We start from the raw sequence: 16,326 nt of genomic DNA, 5'->3' as shown, positions 1-16,326 counted from the left end.
ATTCATGACATTTCTTGCAGCCTCATATCTCCGGTCAGTACGGTCTGTCTCGATAGCAGGGGTTATATATGCACCGGTAACCGGCGATGACGGATTTTGCCGGTTTGTTGATCTCAGGCCTTTGATGAATATCCTGGACTGGATTTCCGGGGTAGAGGCGTTCATCCGGTATGTTGATGCAGAGCCGATGTACAGGCTTTTGCATGATCTGCAGGGTAATATTCACCGGTCAGGAGAAGATCCAAACCCCCCGGTCAGACTGACAAGCTGGGCCAGTCTTCTCTGGCAGTTTAGTGATGCGGTCAGACTTGCCCGTCCTGTTGACGCGCTCTATGCAGCATCCGGAGCCTTTCATGATATTGATGGGATAAATGAAGAATTGAATCGGTTTGCACCACATCTCATTCCAGTCCTGGCAGTAACAGGAGGTCTTCTTGAACTGGCCGCAGAACCGGATATGGCTCAGAGTATGAGTGAATACGTGAGAAAACAGATACGTCTGATAGCATTTCAGCTTGAAAAAGGTCTCTTTCTTCAGGCCGTCACCCTCGGGCGTGAGGTCTTGATAACGTTATATATGATACGGATGTGTCTTGATTCGGATTGGAGAGATGCAGATGTCCGTCATGAGGTTTCACGGACCCTGACAGGTGGTTCTCTTGCCATGCAGAACAGACCCTATGAAAAAACACGGTACTCAGATGATCTCATCAGGTACCCTGACTGGAAAGAACTGGTACTTATCTGGACCAGGATCTCAGATCTTCGGAATAATCTTGCACATTGCGGAATGAATCTTCGGGATGACAGTGTCAGATCAATACGAAAACGGGCATCTGATATTCTTTCGGATATCGAACGGTTTTTCTTCCTCTGTGTCCATGAAAAAAGAGAATAAGGATGAATACGGAGCGCGTCGTTACTTGAGATCCTGGAACTGTGGCATCGTTGCCCTAATCTCTCTTCCAACTTTTTCAATGAGATGTTCTTCATCAGCACGGGTCAGGGCAGTAAAGACCGGCCGGTTTACCAAATTCTCAAGCATCCATTCCTTAGCAAATGCACCACTCTGAATTTCCTCTAAAATTTCCTGCATTGCAAGGTATGACTCCTGTCCGATAACCCGGGGTCCGCGGGTCAGGTCGCCAAACTGAGCAGTATTTGAGATCGAGTTGCGCATCTTGGTAAATCCACCTTCGTAGATGAGATCAACAATAAGTTTGGTCTCATGCAGAACCTCAAGATATGCCATTTCAGGAGCATATCCTGCATTTACCAGTGTTTCAAATCCGGCCTTGATAAGTGAGGTCATACCTCCGCACAGGACGACCTGTTCTCCGAAGAGGTCTGTCTCGGTCTCCTCACGGAAGGATGTTTCAAAGACCACAGCGCGGGTAGCTCCAATACCCTTGGCATATGCAAGTGCTGTCTTTTTTCCATTTCCTGTATAATCCTGATGAATTGCAATAAGCGCCGGGACTCCCTTTCCTTCAGTATAGGTCCGCCGAACCATATGTCCGGGGCCTTTTGGTGCAACCATGATCACGTCAACATCTGGCGGGGGGACAATCTGGCCAAAATGGATGTTGAACCCGTGTGAGAACATGAGGGTCTTGCCTGTGGTCAGTCCCTTTGCGATCTGATCCCGGTAGACTGATCCCTGCTGTTCATCAGGGATAAGGATTTGAATAATATCAGCCCTCTTTGCAGCATCTGCAACCTCCATTACCTCAAAGCCCTCACTTTTTGCAAGATCCCAGCTCTTTCCCGGTCGAAGCCCGATGATGACGTTAAGTCCACTGTCTTTCAGATTTAATGCCTGACCTCTTCCCTGCGATCCGTATCCGATGACTGCAATCGTTTTTGAAGAGATTGCAGACATATCGGCATCTTTGTCATAGTATTTCTGTAACATGATGGCCTCTGGTTTGTTCTCTTCTCAATCATTAGGGTGGACCTGATATCTTTTTTCCTTTTATCCGGGGTAAGAAAGTGGTCAGAAATATCTGCATCAAGGGTGTGGTGCACTGTCGCGCATTTTATGCACCACCTGAATGATACCAGGAATCAGAGATCTTATCTCATGGAAAGACAAGGTCTAAACAGATTATCATGGAGTATGAGATCAAATATAAGCCGTCCTATGCGCTGCTTGAAGTGACGCTGAGTCCAGGTGAGTCAATCACTGCCGAAGCCGGATCGATGAGCTGGATGCAGCCAACCATTGAAGTACACACCCGGATGAGAAAGAAAGGCCTTCTTGGTTCAATCGGGATGGCACTTATCGGAGGGCAGTCATTTTTTGTAAATGATTTCACCGCGACAACAGCGACAGGAAAAGCGGGTTTTTCTGCCGCACCTTTAGGGGATGTGGATATCCTGCAGGTCGGACCAGGAAAGGGTTTTATTATTCAGAAATCAGCCTACCTGGCATCGGGAAAAGATGTTACCCTTGATGTGGAATGGCAGGGTTTTACGAAGGGGTTGTTCGGTCAGGGTCTTTTCATGATCAAGGTCTCTGGTGAGGGGTTGTTATTTATTAACACCTTTGGAGCGATTGATAAGCATGTGCTTGGAACAGGAGAGCGTCTTATTGTGGATAACTTCCATCTGGTTGCCTTTAGTGATACCTGTCAGTACCAAGTCACAAAATTTGGCGGCTGGAAAGAGACATTGCTCAGTGGCGAGTTTCTCGTTACTGACATTACCGGTCCTGGTGAGGTCTATATTCAGACAAAGAACATCCGCGAGATGGCTGACTGGATCTGGACTCTCATTGAGCCTCGGGTGCAGGCAAAAGCCAGATAATTATCAGGAAATTATCATCAAAAAGCGATTTTCAACGGGGATGGATGCACCAACAAATTCTGTCTTATGCACCATTATTTAAAACAACTCTCTTTTTCTTAGAAAATTTATATGCATGCGGACGACGACATAGTCTTGGGAGTGACATCCTATGAGTGATTGTTTTATTGCGCAATAAAAAGATTCGATTCCTGGATACAACGCTTCGTGATGGCGAACAGACACCTGGTGTTTCTCTGTCTCCTGCCGATAAGGTCGAGATAGCAACAGCACTGGCTGATATTGGGATTCATGTCATCGAAGCAGGATCAGCGGTCGCTTCAGAGGGCGAACGGGAAGCCATACGTCTCATAGCAGAGGCCGGTCTTACCACTGAATGCTGCACATATGTCCGGGCATTACCGCAGGATATTGATTGTGCTGCAGATGCAGGGGCAGATTCAGTGCACCTTGTTGTTCCAGTATCTGACCTGCATATTGAGCGAAAGATGCAAAAGACACGGGAACAGGTCTTTTCAATGGCGATGGATGCTGTTGTATATGCCAAGGAACGGGGGCTTATCGTCGAGCTTTCTGGAGAAGATGCATCACGTGCGGACCTTGCGTTTCTCAAAACGTTATACGCCGCAGGGATAGATCATGGTGCAGATCGACTGTGCTTTTGTGACACGGTCGGGGTGCTGACACCGGAGGTCACCGCAGAGATCATACCACCACTCTGTCTTGCACCATTGAGTATCCATTGCCACAATGACCTGGGTCTTGCCCTTGCAAATACCCTTGCCGCATTGAAAGCTGGAGCAACTTGTTGCCATGTAACGGTAAATGGTCTGGGTGAGCGGGCAGGTAACACCCCCTTTGAAGAGGTAGTCATGGCGCTTGAGCATCTGTACAAGGTAGATACCGGGATTAACACACGTAAGATCTATCCCTTATCTACACTGGTCTCACGACTTACCGGGGTTCCGTTTGCAACAAACAAGCCAATCGTCGGAACCATGGCCTTTACCCATGAGAGTGGAATTCATGCCCATGGACTTTTCCGCGATTCCCGGACATATGAGCCGATAGCACCTGAACTCATCGGAAGAACCCGGCGGATTGTTCTTGGAAAACATTCGGGCTCTGCATCGGTAAAAGCTGCTCTGTCGGATCTTGGGTACTCGCCAAATCCCCGTCAGCTTGAGGAGATCGTCAAACGTATCAAGAATCTCGGGGATGAGGGGAGGCGTGTGACCGATACTGATGTGATGGCAATAGCAGATGCAGTTATGCTGCTTGAATGCAGGCCCGTGATCTCGCTGAAGCAGTATACTGTTGTATCAGGAACAAATGTCATCCCGACCGCCTCCGTGACGATGCAGGTGAACGGAAGGGAAGTTACCGGGGCTGCTACCGGAGACGGCCCGGTTGATGCAGCACTTCGGGTATTGCAGCAGTCTGTGGCAATTGCCGGTGACATCAGGCTTGAGGAGTATCATGTCGACGCAGTCACTGGTGGAACAGACGCCATGGTAGAAGTTACTGTAAAATTACGAAAAGATGGACAGACCATAACATCACGCGGGGCCAGAACTGATATTATACAGGCAAGCGTGGAGGCGGTCATCACCGGGATGAACCGTCTGCTGAGGGAATATCATGAAAAGCGGAGCACAAATACTGATTGAAGGTTTAAAGGAACAGGGAGTCGACATCATCTTCGGGTATCCGGGTGGTGTAGTTCTTCCGATTTATGACGAACTGTATGATGCGGATATTCGTCATATCCTTGTTCGCCATGAACAGGCCGCAATTCATGCAGCAGACGGATATGCACGTGCAAGCGGGAAGACCGGTGTCTGTCTTGCAACATCCGGCCCTGGTGCATGTAATCTGGTTACCGGTCTTGCAACGGCATATATGGACTCAATTCCTGTTGTTGCAATAACCGGCCAGGTTCCTACATCACTCCTTGGAAATGATGCCTTTCAAGAGTCTGATATTACCGGGATTACCATGCCGGTTACCAAACATAACTATCTGGTTACCGATGCACGGGATCTGAAACGAATCATCAGGGAGGCATTTCATATCGCAAGTACCGGCCGGAAAGGGCCGGTCCTTATTGATCTTCCAAAAGATGTCAGTACTGCACTGGTTCCGGATGTAGACGGCCCGGATCAGCAGCCCCGGCTTCGGGGGTATAAGCCAAAATACCAGGGGCATAGCAAGATGATCCAACGGGCAGTCGATCTCCTCCTCCAGGCACAGCGTCCCATCATCTATGCAGGCGGCGGGGTTATCTCATCCGACGCATCAGCAGAGCTCGTCACTTTGGCTGAGCGGATGTGCATGCCAGTTACCACTACTCTCATGGGTCTTGGCTGTATCCCAACCGATCATCCGCTCAATCTTGGAATGCTGGGGATGCATGGGACAGAATATGCCAATTATGCAATCACTGAGTCAGATCTGCTCTTCTCCATCGGTGTCAGGTTTGATGACCGGGTGACCGGTAAGATTGAGGCATTTGCACCACATGCAAAGATAATCCACATTGATATCGATCCAGCGGAGATAGGAAAGAATAAACAGCCTGATGTGCCCATTGTCGGGGATGCAAAGAGCGTGCTGACCGATATCATTAAGAAAATTCCAGAGTCATGCCCGCATCCGGAATGGTTGGAAAAGGTTGCCAACTGGAAGAAGAATCATCCGCTCATATACCGGTCGGATGGGAAACTCTATCCCCAGTTTGTAATCAAAACACTTGCCGACATTCTGGGTGACAAGGGGGTCATTGTCAGTGAGGTTGGCCAAAATCAGATGTGGACTGCCCAGTGGTTTACGTTCACACGGCCAAGACAGTGGATCAGTTCAGGCGGACTTGGGACGATGGGGTATGGATTTCCTGCCTCAATGGGAGCACATTTCGCCTGCCCTGACCAGCCGGTCTTTGTTCTGGCCGGTGACGGATCATTTCAGATGAACATTCAGGAACTCGGGACGGTTGCCCAGTATAATATACCGGTAAAGGTGATCGTATTGAACAACCGGTTCCTTGGCATGGTCAGGCAATGGCAGCAGCTCTTTTATGAGCGGCGGTACTCATACACCGAGCTGCCGGAGGTTCACTTTGAACGGATTGCAAAAGCATATGGAATAGAGGCTGCAACGGTAACAGACGTATCAGAGGTTGAATCGGCTATCAGGACTGCACTTGCCCATCCCGGCCCCTATGTGCTTGATATCAGGGTTGAACGGGAAGAGAATGTGTTTCCGATGGTTCCAGCCGGAGCAAATATCAGTGAGATGATCGTCGGGCATCATACGGAGCATGAGGAGGAGTGAGGATGACGTCTCATATATTCAGTGTTCTTGTGGAAGATAGTCCGGGTGTTTTGTCACGGGTAACCGGCCTCTTCTCACGAAGAGGTTTCAATATTGAAAGTCTTGCAGTCGGCCCGTGCGAACAACCCGCAACCAGTCGGATTACGATCGTCGTCACAGGAAATGATGTCCAGATTGAGCAGGTGAAAAAACAGCTGAATAAACTGATTGAGGTCATCAAAGTCTTGGATGTTTCTGATGCGGAGCATGTTGAGCGGGAACTTGCCATGATAAAAGTCAGGGCAGAGCCTGGTACAGCCCGCTCAGAGATCATGCAGATCGCAGGAATATTCAGGGCAAAGATCATTGATGTCGGGAGTGAGACGCTCGTAATTGAGGTGACCGGAGATAGTGGCAAGATTGCTGCCATCGAGGATCTGGTAAGACCATATGGTATTCTCGAGCTGGTCAGGACCGGAAAAATTGCCCTGCAGCGGGGATCTGCAACGGTCAGTTCAGGGAGATAACCCTGGTTTTGCCCTGAATTAATTATTTTTTTCCTGTACAGACAAGAAACCCCTTATGGCAACAAAACAGATATGTTCTGAACATAACTGATTTCTATCGGTATGCGAAAAGGAGCAAATGAAAAAGCGATGGTATCTCTATGTTTCTCAAATATCTCATACTAAGTACTCTGTTTATCATGTGCCTGGCCGGTTTTGTATCGGCCTCAAATATCACCGTTGATCCGATCGGATCATTGTCAGCCGGAGAAAAGTTTTCCATCACCGGTACGACGACGATCGACAAGGTAAAAAAGATTGGCATTGAAATCTTTCCAAAAGAGTTCTGGGATGATGTGGTTGCCTATGCGAAGGAAGATAATGCCGGCAGAATCCGGTTTAAAGAGTTATCTTCTGCAGGGGATTCAACGAATCAAACAGGTATTAATATGGTTCGGTTCAATCCGGATGGCACCCAGGCATACCAGACCGTTGATATTCCGAAAGATTATGCCCTAGTTATTGTTCCGGTGAAAAAGGACGCTTCAGGTAAAGTGACCTTCAATGCAGAAATCAATGAAAAAGTCAAAAAGATTCCCTTCCAGAGGGGCAAATATCATGTGAATGTTTATGATGCATCAATGGAGATCGAACGACCGGGAACCATCATGCCGAATGGTTGGGATGTTATAAAAAAGAAAGCATATCCAAGCACCACGCTCTCAAACATCTGGGATACGAAAAACGAGAAAGAGCTTGAATATGTCGAATTTACGATTCAATGACCCGATTCACTTTTTTTTCGATTCCCCAAACCAATATCTTGGAAATGAGGAATCGAACATTGATATGATACCAGCAATCATACATGCATTCATGCCAATTGCTGCCTGAAGCGATAAGAATTACGTTTCATTTCTTATGAATTGTTAATAACGTATCCTGGAATGCAACATGGAAACGGTAGGAAATGAGCATGTAGCTGGTACGCGAACATACGGAATGTCTATCTGTAAAACTGACGAATCAGTCTATACATAATAAGCAATCATATGCAATGATGATGCCATGCAGTACCGTACTGTTCCGAAAAATGGTGATAATCTTTCAGCTCTTGGTTTTGGGGCTATGAGACTTCCGACAAAACGTGGTCGGATTGATGAAGAGAAAACCTGCCGGCTTATCAGAAATGCAATAGATAACGGGGTGAATTATATTGATACTGCCTTTCCCTATCATGGCGGCGAAAGTGAAAAGGTTCTTGGAAGGGTGCTGAAGGATGGATATCGGGAGAAGGTGCGGATTGCAACAAAACTCCCCCCGTGGAATGTACATACCCGGGAGGATATGGATAAGATTCTTTCAATACAATTGAAACGTCTTCAGACTGATTATATCGATTATTATCTTCTCCATTCGTTAAATGCAGGTATATGGAAAAAGCTACTGGATCTTGCTGTTCTGGATTTTTTGGAAAAGGCAAAAAAATCTGGAAAGATCATCAATATCGGTTTTTCATTTCATGGTGACCGGAAGACGTTCAAAGAAATTATTGATTCATATGACTGGACGTTCTGTCAGATTCAATACAATATTCTGGATGAGGAGAATCAGGCAGGAAAAGAAGGGCTCATATATGCTGCATCCAAAAACATCGCTGTCATCGTGATGGAACCACTCAGAGGAGGCATGCTTGCACAGAACCTGCCAAAAGAAGTCTCCCGGATGTATACTGAGTCTGGTATGAACAGAACAGCGGCAGAATGGGCCCTATCCTGGGTATGGAATCATCCCGAAGTAACCGTGGTGCTGTCAGGATTGAATGATGAACGGCATCTTGCTGAGAATTTGACGACCTGTGAAAAGGCCGTACCTGGTTACCTCAGTTCGGACGATATAAGGACGATAGAAAAGGTAAAAGAAGTATATAAGCGACTGATGAAAGTTCCCTGTACCGGATGTTCATACTGTATGCCCTGTCCTTTTGGTGTAAACATTCCTCAGTGTTTCTACTTCTACAACCAATACCATATGCTTGGCAATAAGATGATAACCCGGGGGTTTTATGGGATGCAACTCATGGGTGGCATGGGGACCTCTGCTCATGCTTCATTGTGCAGGCAATGTGGAAAATGCGTCTCTTCATGTCCTCAGCATATCGATATTCCAGGTAAGATGAAAATGGTTTCAAAAACAATGGATAACTGGTTAACAAAAGGCGTCCTCATTATTGCAAAGCGGATGTTTTCTTCTCAGATTAATGATAAGGATTGATCCCATTGCTTTGGTGTGGTGCGTGGGTTCAGACCGATACCGATGAAATAATCACTGCAGGAATCGAGAAAATATGGGAGTAAACCTGTATTATTGGAATCCCTTCCTGGTCATTATATCGTGGAGATATTGATTTAAAAAATTCTCCAGCGATTTCTGATCTGATCCTTCAGGGTCCGGAATGGCAGACCAGAATGTCTCAAATGAAAATGCATCTCCGAGTGTTTCCCGTGCGAGTGCCTCATATCTGAATATGGTAAGTGCATTCAGATTCGCCTGATGAACCGTTTTATATGTCCCAAATGAATTCGTATCAACCTCTTTTCCTGTTAAGACAGCATTGAGATACGTGATATTTGATCGTATGAGATCCCGGGTAATAATCCCGGAATGCGCTGATACAAAAACCTGTGCAGAGGATGTTATGAGCGATTTCAGCGTCCTTATGTATACATCAATCCGATCATAGTCAATATACGGGATGGGATCCTCAACCAGATCTCCCACATAGATGATATTCCCACTTCGATCAAGACATACCGATGAGTCAATGGTATGTCCTGGAGCATGCATACACTCGATCTCGTCATCGTCCAGACACAGCCGGGAATCAAAGGTAAGATTGGGAAGGAAAATTTTCACCAACCCTCTTGCCCGTGCCTTTTGTCGTAAGAGGTCAAATTCACCCCGTTCCAGCATCCGTTTCCGGCAGGTCGTATGACTGGCAATAATTGAATCAGGAAAGGCACAATTTCCCCAGATATGATCCCAGTCGGAATGGGAGTTAAAGATAAAAAGGTTCTCCGGGTGTGGGACTGATGCAAGAAACCTGGTTACTTCCTGCATTGAATCCGGACCGAGGTGAGTATCACAGAGAATTGTGTATCGCCTGCCGATAATTACCATTACCGAGATATTATCGTCAAAGGTCACTATCCAGGTCCGACCTGACAATCGTCTGGAGGATAATATAGTCATGGTTGTACCTGATCGGTATTTTCAGGAGAAATCCGATAGGAACCAGCCGGGATGAGCATATCAAAAATAACTCCGGATTTGTACATCCCGTGTTCGGTTATGGAGATCCCGGTCAGACTGAGAATCTCCCTGATAAGAAAAAGACCCAGACCGGTATTTTTCCCAAATCCTTTCCTGAAAATTTTACTCTTGTCTTCGTCTGGAATTCCCACCCCGTTGTCGGTATAACGCAGAATGAGATCCGGGCCTCTTTTCTCATATGACAGAGTGATCTCAGTTACCTTCTCTCCGTGACGGATTGAATTTTCAATAAGATTGTATAGAACCTTTTCAAACATGGTATCCGCATATATCTCATAGGGCTCATCAGGCAGAATGACAGATATTCCGGTAAGAAGGGTCTGAATACTCCTATTTTTCATGATTCGTTCAATCCGCTGCCATTCCGGAGGATGAATGCCAAGATCCTGGTACTGACGGGTAAATTCAATCAGAGTCTGAATATCATATCCGGCTTTTTCGATGGTATCCAGCCATGATAACTCCGGATTATGTGTGATTGAATGTCGTAATAGGTCACAATAGGAAATGACTGCCATAACTCTGTTCAAAATATCATGGCGAGTCACACTATTCAGAATTGACAATTGATTATTTGCCTGGGTAATTGCATTCTGGATGCGTTTAATCGTATCAACATCCTGAATGAGAACAAGGATATGTTTCTCCTCTCCAATCCTGATATGGCGATAGTGAAGTATTACAAATCGTTTTTCTCCGCCAGGGAGGGTTAATTCGTAATCCTGAATTTTTTTCTGTTCAACCACTGGAAGTGTAAGGTCAGGATTGAGTGCTGCAAAAAAGGGAAGATCGTGAATGGAAAATGACACCACATCATCTTTTTTCATATTGAAAAACTGTTCAAACCCATAATTGACATCATGTATTATTCCATCCTCAGACAGAATCATGAGCGGGTTAGGGACTTCATGGAAAACAACCGAGAATTTTTCTTCACGCCTGATTATTTCCTGTTCAAGTGCAACCCGCTCTGATATGTCCACAAATGCAGTAAAAATCGCTTTTTCATTCATATATTCGATGATATCTGCAGAGAGGGAAGCATAGACTTTTTCTCCGGTTTTACGGAAAAATGCGACCTCATATCCATGCAGGTGTTCATGAACCGTGAGAGTATCTCGTATCTGTTTCTGATTCTCCTGACCGATAAACTGAAAACTTACAGGTTTTCCTGTTTTTTCTGATGGATCAATTGAGAAGAGTTCTGCTGCTTTTTTGTTTATGACAATAATTGTATTGTCTGAATATTTTGTAATAACAATTGGAAATGGTGCATTTTCAATAAGCAACCGGTAGTTTTCAGCCCCTTTTTGTATCTGGGCGACTGCATTGGCCAGGTCATTCTTCTGCCTTATCTGATAATATCGTATGAGAAATGCACTATCAATGAGTGCCAGGATAAGGAGAAATGTGGTTGATGAAAAGGTAAAGTGCGTTGAAGGATCAGGAATGACTGTAGCAGACCATTGATCAGCCAGCCACCAGTAGGGAAATAGGATGAGTGCAAAGAGGACAGAAATGAGAAATGCACCAATAAGGGGATCTGTCTCTTTTCCTCTATTTTCCTGCATGACATCCAGTCCTTTGAATATGATTTGCCAGAATTTTTATATCGCCTTCTTACATAATTACTATTTTGTGAAACACGAAACATCTGATCGTCATTCAGGGATTTTTATCGGCCCTCATTTTATTATTTACCTCGCTCTTTTCTTTCTGCTGGTCTGTATTAACTCCCTTGGGGCCAAATATTTTGTGTTTTCCTATCCAATTGTTCCCGGAGTCTCTGCTTTTTACCTGATTGTGGCTTTTATGGTCGTCTTTGCTCTCTGGTTTGGGATTTGGGGGGTTCTGGCCGCGTATGCCGGTTGTGTTATCGGGGCAGGAGTACTGAGTGGACTTCCGGCAGATGTCTCTTTGTACTGGTCTTTAGCAGATTTATGGCAGGTTCTTATTCCATTTTTGGCTTTTCGGTTTTTTCATGCCGATCCAGTCCTGAAATCCTGGCGTGATCGCACCATCTTTTTCATATCCGGTGTCGTGTTGAATAACATTGCAGGAGCTCTATGGGGTTCATATACCCTTGTATTTGGGGGGTTCGCTGAGGCAGATCAGGTAACCATGATTATGACCGGGTGGTTTTTTGGTAATGCTGTGGTATGCGGAGTTATTGCCCCGATAATCCTGATGTATGTCACACCCTGGATGAAAAACCATGAGCTCTATATGGGTGAATGATGCATTGGTATTGATTGGCTTTAAACCAGATCAATGCCCATCTATCGGCAGTTTCATATATCGTATCCACGGTATGTTTACAAACTATGATATTATCATATACCATCCGGAATATCCGGAAGGATGAGGTACATATCCTTATTGAATGGGCACGGGATGAGGGATGGAATCCGGGCCTTCATGATGGATTCTGTCATTACCCGGTTGATCCAGCCGGATGGTTTTGTGCAGAACAGAACGGGGAGATCATCGGTACTGGTGTTGCAACAAATTATGATGAAACGTTCTCTTTTGGGGGGTTTTACATCGTAAAAGAGCCGTACCGTCATCATGGTGTCGGGTGGGATATCTTTTCTGCCATGCAGACTCATGCCGGGGAGAGGAATTTTGGTGGGGATGGGGTCTATGAGATGCAGGATAAGTATGCCGCACATGCGGGATTTCATTATGCATACCGGAATATCAGATGGAAGGGGGTTTTGGATGGAAAAGAGCAGCCTGATTTGGTCTCTGCCCATGATATTCCTTTTGATACTCTTCTTGCATATGATACTGCTCACTTTCCGGTAGAGCGGAAGGTATTTCTTGAGAGATGGATTAATCAACCTGAATGTTCAGCCCTTGTGTGGGTAAATCGGGATGAGAAGATATCAGGCTATGGAGTGATTCGGAAGTGCTATGAAGGGTATAAAATCGGGCCATTATTTGCCGACAATCCAGATATTGCTCATACGATATTCAAAGGCCTTGTAGCAACAGTTCCTGGTGAGATTATTTTTTTGGATACCCCTGAACCAAATTCCGCGGCAGTCAGGATGGCTCAGGAGAGTTCCATGGTTGCTGTCTTTGGAACAGCCCGGATGTATACCAAAGCCGCCCCTTTATTACCGCTTCATGAAATCTTCGGTGTCACGACGTTTGAACTTGGATAAAATCAATTTTCTCTCCATTATAATATTTAAATCATTACATTTTGCTCTCACGATAAAATCGTGTAATTCATATTCTGAACAATCCTACCATCTGGGTTCTATTGTATGTATGCAGATCGCAGGTATGTTCAGCTTATAATTATCACAGCAGTATTCCTGTTTATAATGATTGAAGCGGATGCGGAGATGGTTATCTCATCATTTTCTCCAGAAACCGTACCTAATACCAATCAGGTTACGATTACTGTGTATGGGAATGGTTTTCAGACGGAACAGATATGGGGTGTGGATTTGGTGAACTCATCAACAAATTGCATCAGTTGTACGAGCAGTGTAGTGAAATCCCACTCCGAAATGACAGTGAAATTTGAATTAAGCGGTGCAGATCCGGGCCCATATTCCCTCGTCATAAAAACAACCAGGCCGGCGAGATATCAGTCTCCAACTCCCCTCAAAATCGTCTATGGCATAGCTCCGCATGTCACAGGGATAACTCCAGACACCGGTCATCCTGGCGATGCACCATTTTCATTGGTGATTTCAGGGAGCGGGTTTATGCCTGGATGTATAGTAGAGATGGAGGGAAGTGACGGTGAAATATATCCTGCATCTGTCATATCACAACTCTGGGGTTCGATTCATTGCTCATTCACTGGTCGCATGGACAGAGGTGATCGGTACCGGGTGAGGGTACGAAATGTTGATGATCAGGTTTCTCCGGATGAGATGTATTTTGTTGTTACGAATCCTCCTCCCTTGGTTTTCGGAATTCAACCAGATACTGGCAGGAGAGGAGATATGTCAGAAGAGATCCTGATATCCGGGAGAGGGTTTTTGAACGGGTGTCACATTACCCTTATTGATCCGGTAAGCGGTGTGTCGATCATAAATACAAGTCCGACCGTGGTATCAGATAATGGTCAGACGGTGACGGGTGTTTTTGATCTGCGTGGTCTTGTCGCCGGTTCATATCTGGTACTAGTTACCAATCCTGACGGTCAGGAGAGTGGAGATGATGTCCGTTTTGTTGTATCTCCTCCAGCTCCGGTTGTTCACTCAGTCAATCCCGTTTCAGGTCAGATCCGTGATTCCGCTCTTTCGATCTCAGTGATTGGTTCTGATTTTATTGAGGGGTGTGGTATTCATCTTCGCGATGTGGTAAGCGGTGTGTCGATCACGAACACAAGTCCGACCGTGGTATCAGATAATGGTCAGACGGTGACGGGTGTTTTTGATCTCTCTCATGTAACAACCGGGGCATATCAGGTGGTGGTGATAAACCCTGATAAACAGAAATCAAGTGAAGATATCGTTTTTCATGTGATTGATTCCATTCCTTCATCATATGGTATTCATATAGCCGCAGGAAGGGGTGGTCGCACGATCCCACAAGGTATCATTCAGGCCGCGGAGCATTCTGACCTCAGTATCAATATTCTCCCGGATTTTGGATACCTGATTCAGGATGTCTATCTTGATACGACCTCCCAGGGTGTAAAGAATTCTTTGATACTGAGTGATATCGTGGCAAATCACAGTGTTTTCGTTGACTTTTCAAAACGTGATCCGGTTCCACCTCCAGTACCAACTACCATCCCGACTTCTTTTCCGACACCTGTTCCAACAAAAGAACCGGTTGTATGCATGCTCAATGTTTCTGCTGAATATGGAGGTGTCATCCGGCCGAATGGGACAATAAGTGTCCTAAAAGGAACTGATATTGCGTTCCAGATAGAGTCCCTTAAGGGCTTTACTGCTTCCTATATTCAGATCGATAACAAAACCACCCCGGTGAATACATCCTTTATACTACAATCGGTTCAGTCAAATCATACGATCCGGCTCTTCTCTGACAGAATACTCTCACCGTACTGGGCTGCATTTACTATGAATGAAGGTACAGGAAACAACAGTCATGATGTAACATTCTCGTCAGATTATTACCCGGACTCTTTACAGGAAATTTGGAATTATGGCGATGGTTCGGTTACGTATGGAATCCCCATGAATCATTCATATGCAGAGGCCGGGACATATATAATAAGTCATGAAGTTGTATTCAGAAACAGTACCTCACAATGTCATCTGGATATACAAATAGTATAAGACACAGCATCTTCATTTTTTAATTGTTTCCGGAATGTGATGTATTCAGGGTAGGGCGTCATCAGATTATTTATTCTCTGAATATTATTTCAAAGACTTCATAGATGTTTGTGAGTAAAATTTCTGGTTCACATGCGATATGATGAAGCTGAATCAACAACCCATGGAAATATCCTCATGGTTGTTGTCGTTGTTATTATTGCAGCAATACTCCTTGCTTTATTATTCGGATTTCTCACAGTTCTTCAGAATAATGAGTCTCTTGCACCACCATACATTCAGATAATCAGTGTGAATCATGGAACAAAATATGAGAGCCAGATAGCAATCCGGTCATTCGCACATGAAGAGTTGGAAAATGACAAGCTTCGGGCGAAGATATTTGTTAATGATGAAGAATTGCTGGCATGTATCTATACGCTGCATGGGTATAATTTCATTCCGACCCGGCATTATGGAGTAAAAAATATGGGAGGGTCCGGGTGTAGGGGTACATATTTCTCACCGATGGAAAGTATTGTAATTGACCTGAAAAACGGATATATTCATCCTGGTGATGAAGTAACACTGTATATCTATCAGAAATATGATGGAGAAATATTCTGTCCATTGCCTACGAACCTACTAAACAGGAAATACATGGAGCGGTATGTAAAAGAGTATGTCTTTCAGGATATGGATGGGTATCGGTTATACTCAGAACACCGGTATAAGGCGTAATAGGAAACTGTCTAATAAACAGGTTCTGTAAATCATCAAAAACTGTAGTCATCATTGGAGGATTATCAAAATATTATTAGCGTACTCAATCCGTTTTAGACTGCCTAATAGGGAGATTGGATTACTCCTCTCCCCCCTTCCAAGAACAGGACTTGTGACTTTTATCACATCCTGCTCAAGTTCTTCACTACCTGCTTTTGTGGGCGCAATAAAGAAACATGCGAATTGACTTTTGTGCTGAAAGGAAGAATCCAGGTCTTTTCTCAAAATAGTCTAAATCAATAAACCTCACATTCGGCAGATCTAAAATCAAGTGCATCTATCTCAGTTTTGTGATGGCGACCTAAGATCTGTAATACGATTTTACAAAT

14 protein-coding genes are annotated in these 16,326 nt (G+C 45.1%); 11 read left to right on the top strand and 3 right to left on the bottom strand.

Features of this window, described 5'->3' with window-relative positions; all coding sequences use genetic code 11:
- The coding region (locus PLA23_RS03300) for a TM1812 family CRISPR-associated protein (protein WP_324474019.1) at positions 1 to 898 on the top strand (898 nt) is incomplete at its 5' end.
- 21 nt (positions 899 to 919) lie between these two features.
- Here the strand turns inward: PLA23_RS03300 and ilvC are convergent.
- Positions 920 to 1,915 carry a ketol-acid reductoisomerase gene (gene ilvC, locus PLA23_RS03295; RefSeq protein ID WP_324474016.1) on the bottom strand — a complete coding sequence of 332 codons (996 nt, stop codon included), beginning with the start codon at positions 1,913 to 1,915 and terminating at the stop codon, positions 920 to 922.
- Positions 1,916 to 2,112: 197 nt separating this feature from the next.
- On the opposite strand from ilvC, the gene PLA23_RS03290 reads away from it, so the two are divergent.
- The 6 genes from PLA23_RS03290 to PLA23_RS03265 all read left to right on the top strand — a co-directional run bounded on the left by PLA23_RS03290 (position 2,113) and on the right by PLA23_RS03265 (position 8,900).
- Positions 2,113 to 2,808: a TIGR00266 family protein gene (locus tag PLA23_RS03290; protein WP_324328215.1), complete on the top strand. Its 696-nt coding sequence runs from the start codon at positions 2,113 to 2,115 to the stop codon at positions 2,806 to 2,808.
- A gap of 158 nt (positions 2,809 to 2,966) precedes the next feature.
- Positions 2,967 to 4,478, top strand: coding sequence for a 2-isopropylmalate synthase (locus tag PLA23_RS03285; protein WP_324474021.1), 1,512 nt, complete (start codon positions 2,967 to 2,969; stop codon positions 4,476 to 4,478).
- Positions 4,450 to 6,141, top strand: coding sequence for a biosynthetic-type acetolactate synthase large subunit (gene ilvB / locus PLA23_RS03280; protein ID WP_324474014.1), 1,692 nt, complete (start codon positions 4,450 to 4,452; stop codon positions 6,139 to 6,141). Before PLA23_RS03285 ends, ilvB begins: the two co-directional genes overlap by 29 nt.
- A gap of 2 nt (positions 6,142 to 6,143) precedes the next feature.
- The gene (gene ilvN / locus PLA23_RS03275; RefSeq protein WP_324328211.1) at positions 6,144 to 6,647 is read left to right on the top strand and encodes an acetolactate synthase small subunit; all 504 of its coding nucleotides are present in this window, start codon (positions 6,144 to 6,146) and stop codon (positions 6,645 to 6,647) included.
- Positions 6,648 to 6,787: 140 nt separating this feature from the next.
- Positions 6,788 to 7,411, top strand: coding sequence for a hypothetical protein (locus tag PLA23_RS03270; RefSeq protein WP_324474012.1), 624 nt, complete (start codon positions 6,788 to 6,790; stop codon positions 7,409 to 7,411).
- A gap of 283 nt (positions 7,412 to 7,694) precedes the next feature.
- The gene (locus PLA23_RS03265) at positions 7,695 to 8,900 is read left to right on the top strand and encodes an aldo/keto reductase (protein WP_324328208.1); all 1,206 of its coding nucleotides are present in this window, start codon (positions 7,695 to 7,697) and stop codon (positions 8,898 to 8,900) included.
- Between the two features lie 90 nt (positions 8,901 to 8,990).
- On the opposite strand, the gene PLA23_RS03260 is transcribed toward PLA23_RS03265, so the two are convergent.
- Both PLA23_RS03260 and PLA23_RS03255 read right to left on the bottom strand, forming a co-directional pair.
- On the bottom strand, positions 8,991 to 9,878 hold the full coding sequence (locus PLA23_RS03260; RefSeq protein ID WP_324474010.1) for an MBL fold metallo-hydrolase: 888 nt from the start codon (positions 9,876 to 9,878) through the stop codon (positions 8,991 to 8,993).
- The gene (locus PLA23_RS03255; protein ID WP_324328205.1) at positions 9,875 to 11,530 is read right to left on the bottom strand and encodes a PAS domain-containing protein; all 1,656 of its coding nucleotides are present in this window, start codon (positions 11,528 to 11,530) and stop codon (positions 9,875 to 9,877) included. The genes PLA23_RS03260 and PLA23_RS03255 overlap by 4 nt, the downstream gene beginning before the upstream one ends.
- Positions 11,531 to 11,597: 67 nt before the next feature.
- Here PLA23_RS03255 and PLA23_RS03250 point away from each other — a divergent pair, with 67 nt between their 5' ends.
- The 4 genes from PLA23_RS03250 to PLA23_RS03235 all read left to right on the top strand — a co-directional run bounded on the left by PLA23_RS03250 (position 11,598) and on the right by PLA23_RS03235 (position 15,955).
- On the top strand, positions 11,598 to 12,197 hold the full coding sequence (locus PLA23_RS03250; RefSeq protein WP_324328203.1) for a hypothetical protein: 600 nt from the start codon (positions 11,598 to 11,600) through the stop codon (positions 12,195 to 12,197).
- Between the two features lie 86 nt (positions 12,198 to 12,283).
- The gene (locus PLA23_RS03245) at positions 12,284 to 13,129 is read left to right on the top strand and encodes a GNAT family N-acetyltransferase (protein ID WP_324474008.1); all 846 of its coding nucleotides are present in this window, start codon (positions 12,284 to 12,286) and stop codon (positions 13,127 to 13,129) included.
- Positions 13,130 to 13,489: 360 nt separating this feature from the next.
- Positions 13,490 to 15,235: a hypothetical protein gene (locus tag PLA23_RS03240; protein WP_324474005.1), complete on the top strand. Its 1,746-nt coding sequence runs from the start codon at positions 13,490 to 13,492 to the stop codon at positions 15,233 to 15,235.
- Positions 15,236 to 15,367: 132 nt separating this feature from the next.
- Positions 15,368 to 15,955, top strand: a complete 588-nt coding sequence (locus PLA23_RS03235; RefSeq protein ID WP_324331960.1) for a type IV pilin — start codon at positions 15,368 to 15,370, stop codon at positions 15,953 to 15,955.
- Positions 15,956 to 16,326 lie beyond the last annotated feature (371 nt).

It is taken from the genome of Methanospirillum sp., assembly GCF_035406105.1.
In the GTDB taxonomy this organism is placed as follows: domain Archaea; phylum Halobacteriota; class Methanomicrobia; order Methanomicrobiales; family Methanospirillaceae; genus Methanospirillum.
Note: the sequence above shows the minus strand (reverse complement) of the source record. Positions and strands in the feature narration are given on the sequence as shown.